The sequence below is a fragment of the Pseudomonas sp. MNR3A genome, from assembly GCF_009650575.1.
GTDB lineage: Bacteria > Pseudomonadota > Gammaproteobacteria > Pseudomonadales > Pseudomonadaceae > Aquipseudomonas > Aquipseudomonas machongensis.
This window is the reverse complement of the sequence record NZ_VZZS01000036.1, coordinates 64,939-81,557: the sequence shown is the minus strand read 5'-3', so window position 1 is coordinate 81,557 and position 16,619 is coordinate 64,939. Positions and strand designations below refer to the sequence as shown.

17 protein-coding genes are annotated in these 16,619 nt (G+C 63.0%); 5 read left to right on the top strand and 12 right to left on the bottom strand.

The genetic code is table 11. The annotated features are described in order from the left end of the window. Positions 1-12 precede the first annotated feature (12 nt). Both ptsP and F6X62_RS23355 read right to left on the bottom strand, forming a co-directional pair. Positions 13-2,286: a phosphoenolpyruvate--protein phosphotransferase gene (gene ptsP / locus F6X62_RS23360; protein ID WP_054891129.1), complete on the bottom strand. Its 2,274-nt coding sequence runs from the start codon at positions 2,284-2,286 to the stop codon at positions 13-15. Between the two features lie 22 nt (positions 2,287-2,308). Continuing rightward, positions 2,309-2,788, bottom strand: coding sequence for an RNA pyrophosphohydrolase (locus F6X62_RS23355; protein ID WP_029614755.1), 480 nt, complete (start codon positions 2,786-2,788; stop codon positions 2,309-2,311). A gap of 144 nt (positions 2,789-2,932) precedes the next feature. On the opposite strand from F6X62_RS23355, the gene F6X62_RS23350 reads away from it, so the two are divergent. Then, entirely contained in the window at positions 2,933-3,589 is a 657-nt protein-coding gene (locus tag F6X62_RS23350; protein ID WP_054891128.1) for an HAD family phosphatase, read from the top strand. Positions 3,590-3,641: 52 nt separating this feature from the next. Here the strand turns inward: F6X62_RS23350 and F6X62_RS23345 are convergent, their stop codons facing one another. Both F6X62_RS23345 and ilvA read right to left on the bottom strand, forming a co-directional pair. Beyond that, entirely contained in the window at positions 3,642-4,067 is a 426-nt protein-coding gene (locus F6X62_RS23345) for a DUF2269 domain-containing protein (RefSeq protein ID WP_153774840.1), read from the bottom strand. A gap of 95 nt (positions 4,068-4,162) precedes the next feature. After that, complete coding sequence (gene ilvA / locus F6X62_RS23340) at positions 4,163-5,677, bottom strand: threonine ammonia-lyase, biosynthetic (RefSeq protein ID WP_054891126.1); 1,515 nt, start codon at positions 5,675-5,677, stop codon at positions 4,163-4,165. 134 nt (positions 5,678-5,811) lie between these two features. Between ilvA and rpiA the strand changes: the two genes are divergently transcribed. Beyond that, complete coding sequence (rpiA, locus tag F6X62_RS23335; RefSeq protein ID WP_054891125.1) at positions 5,812-6,486, top strand: ribose-5-phosphate isomerase RpiA; 675 nt, start codon at positions 5,812-5,814, stop codon at positions 6,484-6,486. A 130-nt stretch (positions 6,487-6,616) separates the two neighbouring features. On the opposite strand, the gene F6X62_RS23330 is transcribed toward rpiA, so the two are convergent. From F6X62_RS23330 to F6X62_RS25290, 4 genes are all read right to left on the bottom strand, one after another. After that, complete coding sequence (locus F6X62_RS23330) at positions 6,617-7,522, bottom strand: SdiA-regulated domain-containing protein (protein ID WP_153774839.1); 906 nt, start codon at positions 7,520-7,522, stop codon at positions 6,617-6,619. Between the two features lie 88 nt (positions 7,523-7,610). After that, positions 7,611-8,531, bottom strand: coding sequence for an SdiA-regulated domain-containing protein (locus F6X62_RS23325; protein ID WP_153774838.1), 921 nt, complete (start codon positions 8,529-8,531; stop codon positions 7,611-7,613). 156 nt (positions 8,532-8,687) lie between these two features. Then, positions 8,688-9,353, bottom strand: coding sequence for a fumarylacetoacetate hydrolase family protein (locus tag F6X62_RS23320; RefSeq protein ID WP_054891122.1), 666 nt, complete (start codon positions 9,351-9,353; stop codon positions 8,688-8,690). Positions 9,354-9,381: 28 nt separating this feature from the next. Next, positions 9,382-10,779, bottom strand: coding sequence for an FAD-binding oxidoreductase (locus tag F6X62_RS25290; protein WP_151926138.1), 1,398 nt, complete (start codon positions 10,777-10,779; stop codon positions 9,382-9,384). A gap of 172 nt (positions 10,780-10,951) precedes the next feature. Between F6X62_RS25290 and serA the strand changes: the two genes are divergently transcribed. Beyond that, positions 10,952-12,181, top strand: a complete 1,230-nt coding sequence (gene serA / locus F6X62_RS23305; RefSeq protein WP_054891120.1) for a phosphoglycerate dehydrogenase — start codon at positions 10,952-10,954, stop codon at positions 12,179-12,181. A 120-nt stretch (positions 12,182-12,301) separates the two neighbouring features. Here serA and F6X62_RS23300 read toward each other — a convergent pair whose 3' ends face one another. Beyond that, complete coding sequence (locus F6X62_RS23300; RefSeq protein ID WP_054891119.1) at positions 12,302-12,778, bottom strand: DUF4399 domain-containing protein; 477 nt, start codon at positions 12,776-12,778, stop codon at positions 12,302-12,304. 230 nt (positions 12,779-13,008) lie between these two features. Here F6X62_RS23300 and F6X62_RS23295 point away from each other — a divergent pair, with 230 nt between their 5' ends. Continuing rightward, positions 13,009-13,488 (top strand): ABC transporter substrate-binding protein, encoded by a 480-nt coding sequence (locus F6X62_RS23295; protein ID WP_153774836.1) that lies wholly within the window; start codon positions 13,009-13,011, stop codon positions 13,486-13,488. Positions 13,489-13,587: 99 nt separating this feature from the next. Here the strand turns inward: F6X62_RS23295 and F6X62_RS23290 are convergent, their stop codons facing one another. Both F6X62_RS23290 and F6X62_RS23285 read right to left on the bottom strand, forming a co-directional pair. Further along, positions 13,588-14,079 carry a DUF523 domain-containing protein gene (locus F6X62_RS23290; protein ID WP_153774835.1) on the bottom strand — a complete coding sequence of 164 codons (492 nt, stop codon included), beginning with the start codon at positions 14,077-14,079 and terminating at the stop codon, positions 13,588-13,590. Further along, on the bottom strand, positions 14,066-14,698 hold the full coding sequence (locus F6X62_RS23285) for a 2OG-Fe(II) oxygenase (protein ID WP_153774849.1): 633 nt from the start codon (positions 14,696-14,698) through the stop codon (positions 14,066-14,068). Before F6X62_RS23285 ends, F6X62_RS23290 begins: the two co-directional genes overlap by 14 nt. 113 nt (positions 14,699-14,811) lie before the next feature. On the opposite strand from F6X62_RS23285, the gene F6X62_RS23280 reads away from it, so the two are divergent. Continuing rightward, complete coding sequence (locus tag F6X62_RS23280) at positions 14,812-15,564, top strand: DUF2059 domain-containing protein (RefSeq protein WP_153774834.1); 753 nt, start codon at positions 14,812-14,814, stop codon at positions 15,562-15,564. Here F6X62_RS23280 and F6X62_RS23275 read toward each other — a convergent pair. Next, positions 15,557-16,486, bottom strand: coding sequence for an alpha/beta hydrolase (locus tag F6X62_RS23275; RefSeq protein WP_063541707.1), 930 nt, complete (start codon positions 16,484-16,486; stop codon positions 15,557-15,559). The two genes, F6X62_RS23280 and F6X62_RS23275, sit on opposite strands and share 8 nt — an antisense overlap. Between the last annotated feature and the right edge of the window lie 133 nt (positions 16,487-16,619).

Sequence of the window (16,619 nt, the reverse complement as noted above, 5' to 3'; positions counted from 1 at the left end):
GCCTGTGAACGATCAAAGGCTCTTGTTCGGCCCGATCATCCGCGCCAGCCCAAGGTTCTTCAGCGCCAGTTGCAGCGAGCTGTGGATAACCTGCGGGTTGTCATGGGTCATGGCCTCGGTCAGGAGCTCACGGGCCTTGCTCATGTTGATCTGACGCAGCATCCACTTCACCTTCGGCAGGTTGGTGGCGTTCATCGACAGGCTGTCGAAGCCCATGGCCATGAGCAGGATCGCCGCTGCCGGATCACCAGCCATCTCGCCGCAAATACTCACCGGCTTGCCTTCGGCGTGGGCGTCGCGCACTACGGTCTGCAAGGCTTGCAGCACCGCCGGATGGAGGTAGTCGTACAGATCGGCGACCCGCGGGTTGTTGCGATCGACCGCCAGCAGGTACTGCGTGAGGTCGTTGGAGCCGACCGAGAGGAAGTCGACCTGACGGGCCAGTTCCTTGGTCTGGTAAACGGCCGCCGGAATCTCCACCATCACGCCAACCGGGGGCATCGGCACGTCGGTGCCTTCGTCACGCACTTCGCCCCAGGCGCGGTGGATCAGGTGCAACGCCTCTTCCAGCTCGTGGATGCCGGAGATCATCGGCAGCAGGATACGCAGGTTGTTCAGCCCCTCGCTGGCCTTGAGCATGGCGCGGGTCTGCACCAGGAAGATTTCCGGGTGGTCGAGGGTGACGCGAATACCGCGCCAGCCGAGGAAGGGGTTTTCTTCCTTGATCGGGAAGTAGGACAGCGCCTTGTCACCGCCGATGTCCAGCGTGCGCATGGTCACCGGCAGCGGATGGAAGGCCGCCAACTGCTCGCGGTAGATCGCCAGCTGTTCCTTTTCGCTGGGGAAGCGCTGGTTGATCATGAACGGCACTTCGGTGCGGTACAGGCCCACGCCCTCGGCGCCACGCTGCTGGGCCCGGGCCACGTCGGCGAGCAGGCCGGTGTTGACCCACAGCGGCATGCGGTGGCCATCGGGGGTGACGCACGGCAGCTCGCGCAGGGCATCGAGCCCCTGGGCCAACTGGCGCTCTTCCTCGACCACGTCGCTGTACTGCTTGCGCAGTACGTCGCTGGGGTTGGTATAGGCCTCGCCCTTGTAGCCGTCGAGAATCATCTCGATGCCATCGACCTTCGAATACGGCAGGTCGACCAGGCCCATCACCGTCGGGATACCCATGGCTCGCGCCAGGATCGCCACGTGGGAGTTGCCCGAGCCCAATACCGACACCAGGCCGACCAGCTTGCCTTCCGGCACTTCGCCGAGCATCGCCGGGGTCAGCTCCTCGCTGACCAGAATGGTGTTGTCGGGGTAGACCAGCGTCTGCGAGCGGGCCTCCTGCAGGTAGGCCAGCAGGCGGCGACCGAGGTCCTTGACGTCCGAGGCGCGCTCGCGCAGGTAATCGTCATCCATCAGCTCGAAGCGGCTGACGTGCTCGCCGACCACCTGGCGCAGCGCGCCCTGGGCCCACTGGCCAGTCTTGATGACCTCGGCCACTTCGCCACCCAGGGCGGCATCCTCGAGCATCATCAGGTACACATCGAACAGCGCACGCTCTTCGGGGCGCAGCTGGGTCGCAAGCTTCGCCGACAGCTTGCGCATGTCGGCGCGCACCCCTTCGAGGGCGTTGTTGAAGAGCTTGAGTTCGCCGTCGATGTCTTCGACGGTCTTGTCCGGAACCACTTCGAGGTCAGCGGGGGGCAGCATGACCACCGCGCGGCCGACGGCAGCGCCTGGCGAGCCCGGCACGCCAACGAAGCGTGCCTCCTGGATACCCTTGCCCTGGCGGCCCAGGCCGCGTATCGAGCCGGTAGCCTCGGCGTGGGCGATAACCCCGGCGAGCTGGGCGCTCATGGTCACGAGGAAGGCTTCTTCGCCTTCATCGAACTGGCGCCGCTCCTTCTGCTGGATGACCAGTACCCCGACCACGCGACGGTGGTGGATGATGGGGGCACCAAGGAAGGAGGCGAAGCGTTCCTCGCCGGTTTCGGCGAAGTAGCGATAGCGCGGGTGATCCGCAGCGTTCTCGAGGTTCAGCGGCTCTTCACGGGTGCCGACCAGGCCGACCAGGCCTTCGTTCGGGGCCATGCTGACCTTGCCGATCGAGCGCTTGTTCAGGCCTTCGGTGGCCATCAGCACGAAACGGTTGGTTTCCGGGTCGAGCAGGTAGACCGAGCATACCTGGCTGCCCATGGCCTCCTTGACGCGCAAGACAATGATACCCAACGCCGTCTTGAGATCTTTGGCGGAGTTCACTTCCTGGACGATCTTGCGCAGCGTATTGAGCATGGCTCGGGGTCGGACTCCGTCGTCAGTCGCGCGTCAACAGGCGCGGGGCTAGCTCTTTCAGGGCGCGGCGATACACCTCGCGCTTGAATGTCACCACCTGACCCAGCGGATACCAGTAGCTGACCCAGCGCCAGCCATCGAATTCCGGTTTTCCGGTCAGGTCCATCCGCACCCGCTGTTCGTTGCTCACCAGCCGCAGCAGGAACCACTTCTGCTTCTGGCCGATGCACAGCGGCTGGCTGTGCGTACGGACCAGGCGCTGGGGTAAACGATAACGCAACCAGCCTCGAGTGCAGGCAAGAATTTCCACATCCTCGCGTTCCAGGCCAACTTCTTCGTTCAGCTCGCGGTACAGGGCATCCTCTGGGGTTTCGTCAGGGTTGATACCACCCTGTGGAAACTGCCAGGCATCCTGGTTGATCCGCCGAGCCCATAGCACCTGCCCGGCATCATTCGTGAGAATGATCCCGACATTGGGGCGAAAACCATCCGGGTCGATCACGGCAGCAACCTCGAAAACGCATGTCACCGCATTGTTCCACAAAGCTTGCGAGCGCAGCAACGCACCCGCCATAGCTTATGTGCAGCGAGGTGAAAACTCCGTATTCTGCGGGACTTCTTCCCGGAGGCTTCTGCGAGAAAACCCATGCGCCTGGCTTTATTCGACCTGGACAATACCCTCCTCGGCGGTGACAGCGATCACGCCTGGGGTGACTACCTGTGTGAACGGGGCATCCTCGACCCCATCGCCTACAAGCAACGCAACGACGCCTTCTATCAGGATTACCTCAACGGCACCCTGGACCTGCAGGCCTACCTGGCGTTCTCGATGGAGATCTTCGCCGCCACCGAACCTGCCCAGCTCGACCAATGGCACCGCGAATTCATGCGCGACTGCATCGAGCCGATCATCCTGCCCAAAGCCCTCGCCCTGCTGCAGCAGCACCGCGAGGCTGGCGACAAGCTGGTGATCATCACCGCCACCAACCGCTTTGTCACTGCGCCCATCGCCCGCCGCCTGGGCGTGCGCACCCTGCTGGCCACCGAATGCGAGCGTGATGGCGAGCGCTATACCGGGCGTAGCACCGATATACCGTGTTTCCGTGAAGGCAAGGTGACGCGCCTGAAGCGCTGGATGCTGGAGAACGGCTACGATCTGCAAGACAGCTACTTCTACAGCGATTCGCTGAATGATCTGCCGTTGCTGGAGCAGGTGACGCACCCGGTGGCGGTGGACCCGGATCCAAAACTGCGTGAAGAGGCCGAGCGGCGCGGATGGCCGGTGATTTCGTTGCGCGATTGAGATCGCGGGGCCCTTTCCTGGTTCCACCCGTGAAAAGGGCCCCGCAGACGCATCAGACCGGCTTGGCCCCCATCAATCCTGCAATCGACAGGAAGCACACCCCACTGAACAACGCCAGCGCCAGGGTCAGGCGCAGCCCGGCAGGCTCGGCCTTGCGCAGGCGGTTCAGCCGCACCAGCAGCCACCACACGGCGAAAGCGCCCAGGGTATAGAGGATGCTGGAGGCCAGCACCCAGGTCTGGCCCAACGGCCAGCCTACCAGGTGCACCAGCCACCAGCCGGTGAACGGCATGCTCAGCAGGCACAGCCCCATCACCAGCCAGACGAACACCAGCGGCCGACGCAGCAGTTTGGCGTAGGCCTCGGCATCACCCTGCCGGCGGGCACGCAAGGTCCAGATCGCCAGACCCAGCGCACCGAGGATCAACAGTACGGTGGCGAGGATGTGCAGGGTCTTGAGGGTGGTCAGGTGTTCCATCGCGTGCGGGTCCTCGAAAGACTTTTTTCGGCCTCACCGCGGGACAAGCCCGCTTCTGCAAGTTCGGTGTTGCCATTCATGCCAAGCGTAGCCGCTCAACCCAGGAACAGCTTGTACGCCGGGTTGTCGGTTTCATCCCAGTATGGATAACCGATCTTGGCCAGCGCCTCGGGCACCAGGTGGCGCTCGTCTTCCGGCACCTGCAACCCGGCCACCACGCGACCATCGGCGGCACCGTGGTTGCGGTAGTGGAACATCGAGATGTTCCAGCGCCCGCCCAGCTTGTTGAGGAAGTTGAACAGCGCCCCCGGACGCTCAGGGAACTCGAAACGCAGCACCAGCTCATCGCTGGCCGCCGCCGAGTGGCCACCGACCATGTGACGGATATGCAGCTTGGCCAGTTCGTTGTCGGTCAGGTCGGTTACCGGGAAGCCCTGCTCGGTCAGGTGCTGAACCAGGGCGGCGCGCGGGTCGGTCTCTGGATGGGTCTGCACGCCGACGAAGATGTGCGCCTCTTTGTCGGCGTGGTACCGGTAGTTGAACTCAGTGATCTGACGCTTGCCGATAGCCTCGCAGAACGCCTTGAAGCTGCCCGGACGCTCCGGGATGGTCACGGCGATGATCGCCTCGCGCTTCTCACCCAGTTCGGCGCGCTCGGCAACGTGACGCAGACGATCGAAATTGACGTTGGCACCGGAGTCGATGGCCACCAGCGTTTGCCCCGAGACGCCGGTCAACTCGACGTACTTCTTGATGCCCGCCACGCCAAGGGCGCCGGCAGGTTCGGTGATCGAGCGGGTATCGTCGTAGATATCCTTGATCGCTGCGCAGATCTCATCGGTACTGACGGTGATCACCTCATCGACATGATCCTTGCAGATATCGAAGGTGTGCTGACCGATCTGCGCCACCGCGACACCGTCGGCGAACAGCCCCACCTGCGGCAGCACCACACGCTCGCCCGCAGCCATCGCGGCCTGCAGGCAATTGGAATCGTCAGGCTCGACGCCGATCACCTTGATCTCGGGGCGCAGGTACTTCACATAGGCCGCAATGCCGGCAATCAGCCCGCCACCACCGACCGGCACGAAGATCGCGTCCAGGCGGCCCGGGTGCTGGCGCAGGATCTCCATCGCCACGGTGCCCTGCCCGGCGATGGTGTGGGGATCGTCGTAGGGGTGGATGTAGACGAAGCCCTTCTCTTCGACCAGCTTCAGCGAATAGGCCAGCGCCTCGGGGAAGGAGTCGCCGTGCAGCACCACCTTGCCGCCACGCGAGCGCACCCCCTCGACCTTGATCTCCGGCGTGGTCTTGGGCATCACGATGGTGGCCTTGATGCCCAGCTCCCGCGCAGCCAGGGCCACGCCCTGGGCGTGGTTGCCGGCAGAGGCGGTGACCACGCCACGCGCCAGCTCTTCGGCGCTCAGTTGCGCCAGCTTGTTGTACGCCCCGCGGATCTTGAAGGAGAACACCGGCTGCAGGTCCTCGCGCTTGAGCAGGACCTGGTTGCCCAGGCGCTTGCTCAGTTGGCCGGCGTTGTGCAGCGGGGTTTCGACGGCGACGTCGTAGACGCGCGAGGTGAGGATCTTCTTGACGTACTGTTCGAGCATCTTGGAAACATCACTGGGCCGCGGGACAAGGGCTGGAAGTCTACCCCAGCGCCCTGTCGGGCGACCACAGCAAAGCCGCCGGACTCGTTATACTAGGCGACTTCAGAAAACCTCCCGCCCCTCTCGGAGCCCGCATGACCCAGGACCAACTCAAACAAGCCGTCGCCCAGGCCGCTGTCGACTTCATTCTGCCCAAGCTGGATGAAAAGAGCGTCGTCGGCGTCGGCACCGGTTCGACCGCCAACTTCTTCATCGACGCCCTGGCCCAGCACAAGACCGCCTTCGACGGCGCCGTCGCCAGCTCCGAGGCCACCGCACAGCGTCTGAAGGGTCATGGCATCCCGGTCTATGAGCTGAACAGCGTCAGCGAGCTGGAGTTCTACGTCGACGGTGCCGACGAGAGCGACGCGCACTTGAACCTGATCAAGGGCGGCGGTGCGGCCCTGACCCGCGAGAAGATCGTCGCGGCAGTGGCCAAGACCTTCATCTGCATCGCCGACGCCAGCAAGCTGGTGCCGGTGCTCGGCGCCTTCCCGCTGCCGGTCGAGGTGATCCCGATGGCCCGCAGCCACGTGGCGCGCCAGCTGGTCAAGCTGGGTGGCGATCCGGTGTACCGCGAAGGCGTGGTGACCGACAACGGTAACGTCATCCTCGACGTGTACAACCTGCAGATCACCAACCCGGTGGAGCTGGAAAGCCAGATCAATGCGATCGTTGGCGTGGTCACCAACGGCCTGTTCGCGGCGCGTCCGGCAGACTTGCTGCTGCTGGGGACTTCCGAAGGCGTGAAGAGTCTGAAGGCTGAATAAGCAAGCCCGCTCCTACAAGTACCCCGCTGTTCTGAAGGACACCGGGAAACCTGTAGGAGCGGGTTTACCCGCGAATAGGCCAGCACTGACACAACAAAGACCACTGCCCCCACAGAGCCCTGAACTACACCTACTCAGCCGGCTGCCTGAACACATAGAACAGGTTCGGCTCACTCACCAGGTAGATGGTCCCGGCATCGTCCATGGCGATCCCTTCAGCCTGCGGCACCGTCTTCTTCAGGCCCTGATACCCCTTGCGCAACGACAGGGTGCTCAGCGGCCGCCCCTTCACATCCAGCTCCAGCACCAGCCGTGATTCGTCCGACAGCGCCAGCAGATGCCCGCTGCGTTCATCGAACTGCAGGCTCGACAGGTCGCGCACGAACAACCGTGAATCACGCTTGCGGTCCTGCACCACATGCACCGCATAGGGCTGCTCCGGATGGGCATGGGGGAAACCGTGCACCTCGTAGATCAGCATCGGATCACGCTCCTTGGCGACGAACAGGCGCTTGCCAGCCGAATCGTAAGCCAGCCCTTCGAAGCCCTTGTTGCCGTTCAGGCCGATGCCCAGGGTGAGCTGCTCGGCGTCGTTGGCGTCGAGAAACGGCGTGTCGTCGTCCAATCGCACGCGAATCAGCCGTTGCTGGCGCTCGTCGGTGATGACGTAGCTGTTGGGCCCGACATACTCCACCGCCTCGGGATCGCCGAAGCCGGTCAGCGGCACGCGGCGCAGGATGCGCCCATCCAGCGAAAGCTCGATGAGCTCCGAGCGGGCGTTAGTGACGGTAAACAGGGTCTTGCGATCGGGGTCGTAGGTGAGCGCCGAAACATCGTCGTCCAGGCCCTCGATGGGCTGAGCCTCGATCACCACCTGGTAGCGATCCAGCCCGATGCCTTGCTCGGTCGGCTGCCACCAGCTCTTGAGGTTGAACCAGCCGCGCTCGAACAGACGGAACTCGTGCCCCACCACGCCAAGCACCGCCAGCACGGAGAAAGCCAGAAGAAAGAGAAACGAACGAAGATGACGGCGCATGAAGAGGACTCGACGGAGGATGCCGAATCTAATCATTCATAGCTGAAATAAAGCTTAAGGCCATCATCAGAAAATTCCGACAATCCTGTCAGTGCTTCTTGAAGCGATAGAACAGCGCGGGCTCGCTGACCATGTACAGGTTGCCCTGATCGTCCATGGTCACACCTTCGGCCCGAGGCACACGGCTACCCAGACCGTTGAACGCCCCGAGCAAGGTCATGAAGCTGACCTGCTCACCCTTCTCGTCCAGTTCCAGCAGCATGTTCGAGTCAGCCGACAGCACCAGCAGGTGGCCTGTGCGTGGATCAACCGCCAGCGCAGACAGGTTGCGCAGGTCGAGCTCGTCACTGGGCCGCAGCTGCTTATCGCCCTTGAGCGGCCCGCGACCATCGGTGCTCCAGGTAAACAGACGCGGCGGGCGCTCTTCGCCGATGATCAGGCGCTGGCGCATCGGGTCCCAGGCGATGGCCTCGAAACCCTTGTTGCTCTTGACCGACTTGCCCAGGTCATAGCTGGGGAAGTCATCGTGATTAAGCGTCGAGGTGCTCGCGTCCACCTTTACCAGCGTCAGGTCATGGTTGCGCTCATCAACGATCGCGATCAGCCCGTTTTCCAGCACGGCAAGGCCTTCAGGATTTTCCCAACCCACCAGCGGAATCTTGCGCAACACGTCGCCATCGAGCGTGAGCTCGACCAGGAAGGGGTTCTTGCCCATCACCGCGAACAGCGTGCGGGTCTGCGGATTGAACGACAGGTCCGAGGCTTCGTCGTCGTCCATGCCCGGCAACGGCTTGGCGTCGATGTCTACCAGGTAGTCCGGCAGCCAGACGCTTTCAATTCGCTCGGCACTGCTCTCGAAACGCTCCTTGACCCACAGCAGGCCACGGTCGTCCCAGTGCATGGCGACGGCCACCCCATAGCCGATCACCGCTGCCACAGCCAGGGCGAACGGCCAGCGCAGGTAGAAACGACGCTTGGTGGAAGCTGGGGCGCTGGAAGGTGCTGGCATGCAGGGGGTCCTGGGTAAATGGGCGAAGATTCGCGCATTATCCAGATGGGGTGTGAAAAAAACGGTAAATCGTTCGCGGGTAAAACCGCTCTCACAAGGCTGTGCAAATCCCTGTAGGAGCGGGTTTACCCGCGAAAAGGACGACGCGCAGTCAGATCAAAGCACGCGGCTCTCGAAGCGGCTGACACCCGGCAGCTCAAGCACCAGCTCATCACCCACATTGAACGGCCCGACACCGGCCGGAGTGCCGGTGAGGATCACATCGCCCGCCTGCAGAGAGAAGTGCGCGGCGATGTGCTGGATGATCGGCACGATGGGGTTGAGCATCATTGCGCTGCTGCCATCCTGGCGCACTTCGCCGTTGATGGTCAGGCGTACCGGAATGTCGGTCACGTCCTCGAAACTGGATGCGGCGACGAACGGCGGCAATACACAGGCGCCGTCGAAGCTCTTGGCCAGTTCCCACGGCAGGCCCTTCTCCTTGAGCTTGGCCTGCACGTCGCGCAGGGTCAGGTCCAGGGCCGGGGCGTAGCCGGAGATGGCATCCAGCACTTCTTCGACTGTCGGCTTGGTCGACAGCGGCTTGCCCAGGAGCACGGCGATCTCGGCTTCGTAGTGCACCGAACCACGGTCGGTCGGGATCTTGAAGCCGCCTTCCAGTGGCACCACGCAGCTGCCAGGCTTGATGAACAGCAGCGGCTCGCTGGGGATGGGGTTGTCCAGTTCCTTGGCATGCTCGGCGTAGTTACGGCCGATGCACACCACCTTGCCCAGCGGGAAGTGGATGCGCGTGCCGTCTACGTACTGGTGCTGGTAACTCATGGGGCCGACTCCTCTGGATACTGCTTTCTTATTCAGGTGCGAAGATCTTACCCGGATTCATGATGCCGTTCGGGTCGAACACCGCCTTTATCGCCTTCATGCAGGCAATTTCATCTGCCGAGCGGCTGTAGCCCAGGTAGTCCCGCTTGGTCATGCCCACGCCGTGCTCGGCAGAGATCGAACCGTTGTAGCGCTCGACGATCTCGAACACCCATTTGTTGACCTTGGTGCACGAGGCGAAGAAATCATCCTTGCTCATGTGGTCGGGCTTGAGAATGTTCAGGTGCAGGTTGCCGTCGCCGATATGCCCGTACCAGACGACTTCGTAGTCGGGGTAGTGTTCGCCGACCACTGCATCGATATCGCGCAGGAACGCCGGCACCTTGGAGACGGTGACGGAAATATCGTTCTTGTAGGGCGTCCAGTGGGAGATGGTCTCTGACAGGTACTCGCGCAGCTTCCACAGGTTCTTCAGCTGCGTCTCGCTCTGGCTCATCACCCCATCGAGCACCCAACCCTGCTCGACGCAGTGCTCGAAGGTGGCCAGGGCTTCGTTGGCAACCTCCTCGGTGCTGGCCTCGAACTCCAGCAGCGCATAGAAAGGGCATTGCGTGTCGAACGGCGCCGGCACATCGCCGCGCCCCATGATCTTGGCCAGGCCCTTGTCGGAGAAGAACTCGAAGGCGGTCAGGTCGAGCTTGCCCTGAAAGGCGTGCAGCACCGGCATGATCGAGTCGAAGTCCGGCGTGCCGAGCACCATCGCCGTAAGGTTGCGCGGCGCACGGTCCAGGCGCATGGTCGCTTCGACCACGAAGCCCAGGGTGCCCTCGGCGCCGATGAACAACTGGCGCAGGTCGTAACCGGTGGCGTTCTTGATCAGGTCGCGATTGAGCTCCAGCAGTTCGCCCTTGCCGGTGACAACCTTCAGCCCTGCCACCCAGTTGCGGGTCATGCCGTAGCGAATGACCTTGATTCCGCCGGCATTGGTGCCGATATTGCCGCCAATCTGGCTGGATCCGCTCGAGGCGAAATCTACCGGATAGTACAACCCCTGGTCTTCGGCGAACTGCTGCAACTGGCGGGTGATCACGCCCGGCTGGCAGACCACGGTGCGGTCGAACGCGTTGAAGTCGAGAATCTGGTTCATCTGGTCGAAGGCCACCACGACTTCGCCATTGGCAGCGACTGCAGCGCCCGACAGGCCGGTGCGTCCGCCGGACGGCACCAGCGCGACCTTGTAGCGGTTGGCCCAGGCGACGATGGCCTGGACCTGCTCGATGGTTTTGGGAAGCACGATGGCCGAAGGAGCCGGTGGATAGTGCTTGGTCCAGTCCTTGCCATACGCCTCGAGCGAGGCGGGGTCGACAAGGACCTTGCCAGGGTCGACCAGGGTCTTAAGCTCATCAATTACCGCAACGTCGATCATCGGCAGAACTCTCGAATGATTCATGGTCACCCTGAGCACTCTTCACCTGTCGGGATAAGCTCAGACGGTGTCGCGTATGCTAGCATAGCCCTCCCGTCGATCGTGCTAAGGCCCGTCGCCGCGCCGCTTTGCCCCCCTCGCCATTTTTTCTCCGGGATACAGGTTTACGCAGATGAGCAAGACTTCTCTCGACAAGAGCAAGATCAGGTTCCTTCTTCTCGAAGGCGTCCACCAGAATGCTGTGGACACCCTCAAGGCTGCCGGGTACACCAACATCGAGTACCTCACTGGCTCACTGCCGGATGCGCAACTGAAGGAAAAGATCGCGGACGCCCACTTCATCGGCATCCGCTCGCGCACTCAACTGACTGAAGAAGTCTTTGATTGTGCGAAGAAACTGGTCGCAGTCGGCTGCTTCTGCATCGGCACCAACCAGGTTGACCTGAACGCGGCCCGCGAGCGCGGCATCGCGGTGTTCAACGCGCCGTACTCCAACACCCGTTCGGTTGCCGAACTGGTGCTGGCCGAAGCCATCCTGCTGCTGCGCGGCATCCCCGAGAAGAACGCCTCCTGCCACCGCGGTGGCTGGATCAAGAGCGCGGCCAACTCGTTCGAGATCCGCGGCAAGAAGCTGGGCATCGTCGGCTACGGCTCGATCGGCACCCAGCTGTCGGTACTGGCCGAAAGCGTCGGCATGCAGGTCTACTTCTTCGACCCGCTGACCAAGCTGCCACTGGGCAACGCCACCCAGGTCACCAGCCTCAACGAACTGCTGGGCCTGGCCGACATCGTCTCGCTGCACGTGCCTGAGCTGCCATCCACCCAGTGGATGATCGGCGAGAAGGAAATCCGTGCGATGAAGAAGGGTTCGATCCTGATCAACGCCGCACGCGGCACCGTGGTCGAGCTGGATCACCTGGCTGCCGCGATCAAGGACAAGCACCTGATCGGCGCGGCCATCGACGTGTTCCCGGTCGAGCCGCGCTCGAACGACGAAGAGTTCGAAAGCCCGCTGCGCGGCCTGGACAACGTCATCCTGACCCCGCACATCGGCGGTTCGACCGCCGAAGCCCAGGCCAACATCGGTCTGGAAGTGGCCGAGAAGCTGGTCAAGTACAGCGACAACGGTACCTCCGTGTCGTCGGTCAACTTCCCTGAAGTAGCCCTGCCGGCGCACCCAGGCAAGCACCGCCTGCTGCACATCCACGAAAACATCCCGGGCGTGCTCAGCGAGATCAACAAGGTCTTCGCCGAGAACGGCATCAACATCTCCGGTCAGTTCCTGCAGACCGACGAGAAAGTGGGCTACGTGGTCATCGACGTCGACGCCGAGTACTCGGACCTGGCGCAAGAGAAGCTGCAGCACGTCAAGGGCACCATCCGCTCGCGCGTACTGTTCTGAGCCTGATGGCTGCATGAAGAAGGGAGGCCCTGGTGGCCTCCCTTTTTTTGCCTGCCCGATCCGTGTCTTCGGCTTCGCGGGCGGGTCGGGGCGCCGGAGCGCCGCGAAGCATTCCCCGCGTTACTTCACATTGACGGTGATCTTCTTCGACTCGACGCTTGGCTTGAACGGCACGTGGTACTGGTCGCCCAGCACCAGTTGCAGAGTGTGCTTGCCCGGGGTCAGGGTGATGGTCGCCTCGGTCTGCGCCTTGCCGAAGTGCAACACCTGCGGCCCGGCTGGCAGAGGTTGGTTGCCCTCGGGCATAAGGCTGGTCGGCAGCGGCTGGTCAGCTACAGGCGCTTTGTCGACATCGACCAGCAGGTGATGGTGCCCGGAATGCGGAGTCTGGTCGCCGGCCGGCTTGAGCGCCATCCCTTCAATGCCGAACTTGACGGTGAAGGTCTTGTCGACCGTAGCGCCATCGGCAGGGGAAACGATGAAGACCTTCGCATCTTTCGGCGGCTCCTGGCTTTTCAGGGCATCCGCAGCCGTGGCAAGCAAAGAGGCTCCCATCAGCAAACCGGCGAGGGCAGCACGCGAAACTGGGCTTTTCATTCACATCTCCTGTCATTCACTTCAATTGACCGCTATCACTTAAAAGAAGCGAGGCGGTACTTCACCATAGTCCACCTGCCACGCCGCAGGTTCAAAAATGCCGGCATGAAAATTTCAATGCCAGCTCAAACATACGCGCGATGTAGGGGTCATAGGCTGCGTTCGATCGCGGCAAACACAGAAAGCCACGGCGAATGACATCCATCTGCCGAGAAATAAAAGGGATATTCATGCGTTTGACCATTGGCCTACTGCTGGCAGTACTCATCAGCCCCCTGGCCCAGGCAGAGCTGATCGACGAAATCAACGACCGAGGTGAACTGCGCATCGCCGTCCAAGCCGACAATGCACCCTACGCCTTCAAGGAAAACGAGCACCTGACCGGGTTCGACATCGAGTTCGGCCAGGACCTGGCCCGGGAGATGGACCTGCGCGCCGAATTCATCGAAGCGCCTGCCGACGAAGTGTTACCGGGCGTGGAGAGCGGCAAGTACGACATCGCGCTGACCCCGACAGGCCAACAATCTGCGACCGAAAGCGCGCTCGATGCCAGCCAGCCGTTTGGCGAGAAGAAGCTGGTGATTCCGTTCCAGAAAGATAACCCTGCATTCGAAAGCGCGCTGAACAATGCCCTGCAGCGGCTCAAGGACAGTGGGCGGATGGCGGAGCTCGAGCAGAAGTGGTTCGAGAAGACGGCAGCGCAGCAGTGATATCGCGTAGTTCTTTTCGCGGGCAAGCCCGCTCCCACAGGGTTGGACTCACCATAGGCCTGTGGGAGCGGGCTTGCCCGCGAAAAGAACGACACCGAACTACCCCAGTGCCCGTTGCGCCTCATCCAGCTCCAACTCGCTGAACACCAGCACCCCTTCCCGGCGCAGCAGCGCAGCAACGACGCCCTCCGCCGGCACCTTCACCCCGCTGAAACTGCCATCGTAGGTCAGTCGGTTACCGCACGACGGGCTACCGGACTTGAGCACCGCAACCCGAATCCCATGCCGCCTCACCAGCGCCAAGGCCTGCCGAGCGCCGCTCAAAAATGCCGCGCTGACATCCTCGCCAGCGACGGTCAGGACCTGAACCTGCCCATCGAGCACCTGGCCACCCTGTCCGCCCTGGATCTCCGCGGCCGGTCGCGGCGTCGGCAAGCCACCCGCCACCTCCGGGCACAAGGGCACTACACGGCCCTCGGCCTGCCATTGCTTGAGCAGATCGGGGTGGCCACTGTCGCGCCCGTCATAGCGCACCGGTTGCCCCAGCAGGCAGGCGCTGACCAGGACCTTGGACGACTCAGAAGGGATCATTGCCACGGCGCCGGAACCAGCCCGTCAGCGACAGGCGTTCGCGATTGGCCGGCAGGACTTCATGCGGGACTTCACCCGAAAGGAACACCACCAGGCTGCCAGCCTCGGGCTGGACATCATGCTCGACATCGTCGGCGAGAAACATCCGCAGTTGCCCGCCGTCTTCGGGTTGCCAGCGCTCATTGAGATAGAGCACCACCGACACCATGCGCCGGTCGTCGTCGCGGAAGCGGTCAAGATGCCTGCGGTAGAAGGCGCCCGGCGTATACAGGGCGAAATGACACTCGAAGTCTTCCAGCCCCAGGAACAGCCCTTGGTTGATCGCCTGGCGCAGGTTGTCCATGAGCTCCAGGTAACGGTCGCAGGGCTCGGCCTGGCCGGGGTCGATCCACTGGATCTGGTCGCCACGGATCGCCTCGCGTACCTCCTGGGCCGCGCCCCTGCCGACACCTGCAGGGTTCAGTTCGCCCTCGGCATGGCGCCTGCGACACTCGGCGGCCAGAGCGCCGGCCAGCTCAAGCGGCAGGAAAAATGCCTGCTGCGACCAGCCACGGGTGGCCAGGTCGTCGACGATGGTCGAGAGCAGCGGATGTTCAGGAGAGGTATGCATGGCGCGCATCATATCCATTAGCCATGTACACGGACAGCGCCACTTGGCCGAGAAGCGCGCTGATATCTCGACAAAGGCGTACCACCCCACAGACAATAGCGGCCTGCCGACAGGAGTCCTGAATGCGCCGTTTGTTTTCCCTGCTTGTGCTGATGATCTGCACCATGCCTGTCTGGGCAGACAGCCTCGACCAGCTGTACAAGGCCGCCGGCTGGCCCGACCAGCGCGCCCACTTCAATGATGCCATCGGTGCCGCCCAGCAGCGCTACCGCAACAGCCTGCCGCCCGCGGTTTACCAGGCACTCGTCAACAACAGCAACCAACGCTTCCAGGCCCAGGCGATGGATCAGCGTGCCCAGGCCCAACTGCGCGCCAACCTTAAGAATCCGGCGCCGGCGCTGGCGTTCTTCCAATCGCCGCTGGGACGCAAGGTGGTTGCCGCCGAATTGCTGGCCACGCGCAAGGACCAATTGGCCAAGAACGCCAAGGGCCTGCCAAGGATCCAGGCCAGCGACAACCGCCTGCTGGCCATCGGTCACCTGGCCCAGGCCCTGCCGGCCCGCGAAGCTGGGGCCGAGGTCAGCCTGGCGATCGCCGGGGTTGCCGCCGACAGCCTCAGCTCGATGATTCCCGGCCTGTTCGGCGGCGGCCAGGCCCAGGGCCTGCTCGATGGTCAGCGCCAACGTTTGATGAACGAGATTGGCGAAGACCTGAACAACACGTTGTTGTACGTCTACCGCGAGCTGTCCGACGACGAACTGGAAGCGTTCGCCACTTTCGCCGAATCCGCAGAGGGCAAGGCCTACTACAATGCCGCGTTGGCCGCGGTGCGTGCGGGGCTGGCTGTGGGCCAGAGCAGCGCCAACCTCAAGTAAGCAGGCGCTGGTCGAGAAAGGTGAAGTAGCGCTGGCGGATATCCGGCAGCTCGTTGGCCAGGTGATGCCGCGCCTCGGGCAGCAGGAGAATCTGCGGCTCGGCGAACTTCTCCTTCAGCACTCTGAGGTTGTAGGGCCAGTCCACCGTGCCGTCTGCCTCGCCCTGAACGATCAGCGGCCGACGCCGACTATGCGGCGCCGCCTCGATGCGCTTGATCCAGGCCATCAGCGCCCCCACCCATGCCGTCGGCAGGCGCCGCGGCTGCAACGGATCGGCCTCGAGAAACGCAAGAAATGCCGGGTCGTTGGTATTGGCACTGAAGCGTCGCTCGATACCATCGACGAAATGGCGCAGCACCCGATAACTCAGCTTCGACCAGTGCCAGGCCCGCGGTCGCACCAACGGCGCCAGCAGGATCACCTGGCCGTCCGCCGGGCTCTGCTCGCCGCAGTGCAGCAGATGATCGACAACGATGGCTCCACCCGTGCTCTGCCCACACAGATGCCAAGGCCGTGGCAAGTCGAGCCTGCGCGCCTGTTCGAAGAGGGCATCGAGCACCTGCTGGTAGATCGCGAAGTCGGCGATGCTGGCCCGCTCGCCACTGGACAGCCCGTGACCGGGCAGATCGCAGCCAATCACCGCGAAGCCCTGCTGCAAGGCCCAGGCGATCACATGGCGGTACAGGCCCATGTGGTCGTAGTAGCCATGCAGCAGGAACAGCGTTGCCACCGGTTCTTGCGGCAGCCACACCTGCCCGACCAGGTCGAAACCTGCCACGCTGAAGCCACCCAACCAGCTGTGTGCGGGCAGGTCGAGACCGTAGAAGCGCTGGTAGTCGAGGGCCTGGGCCGACAGTGGCTGGCGCGCCGCAAGAGCGTCAAGGCTGGTGCGCAGCAGGTCAGGGTGGAAGGGTGAAGGCATCGGTACATCCAGAGTGGCGCGAGTATTGATCTGCGATATTCAGCTCTGTGCCCGGCCATGGCAAGCTGGCGTCTTCTTGTCTTTGTCATGCACCCAGACGCGCTCTTGGCGGGCAAGCCCGCGAAAAAGCCCG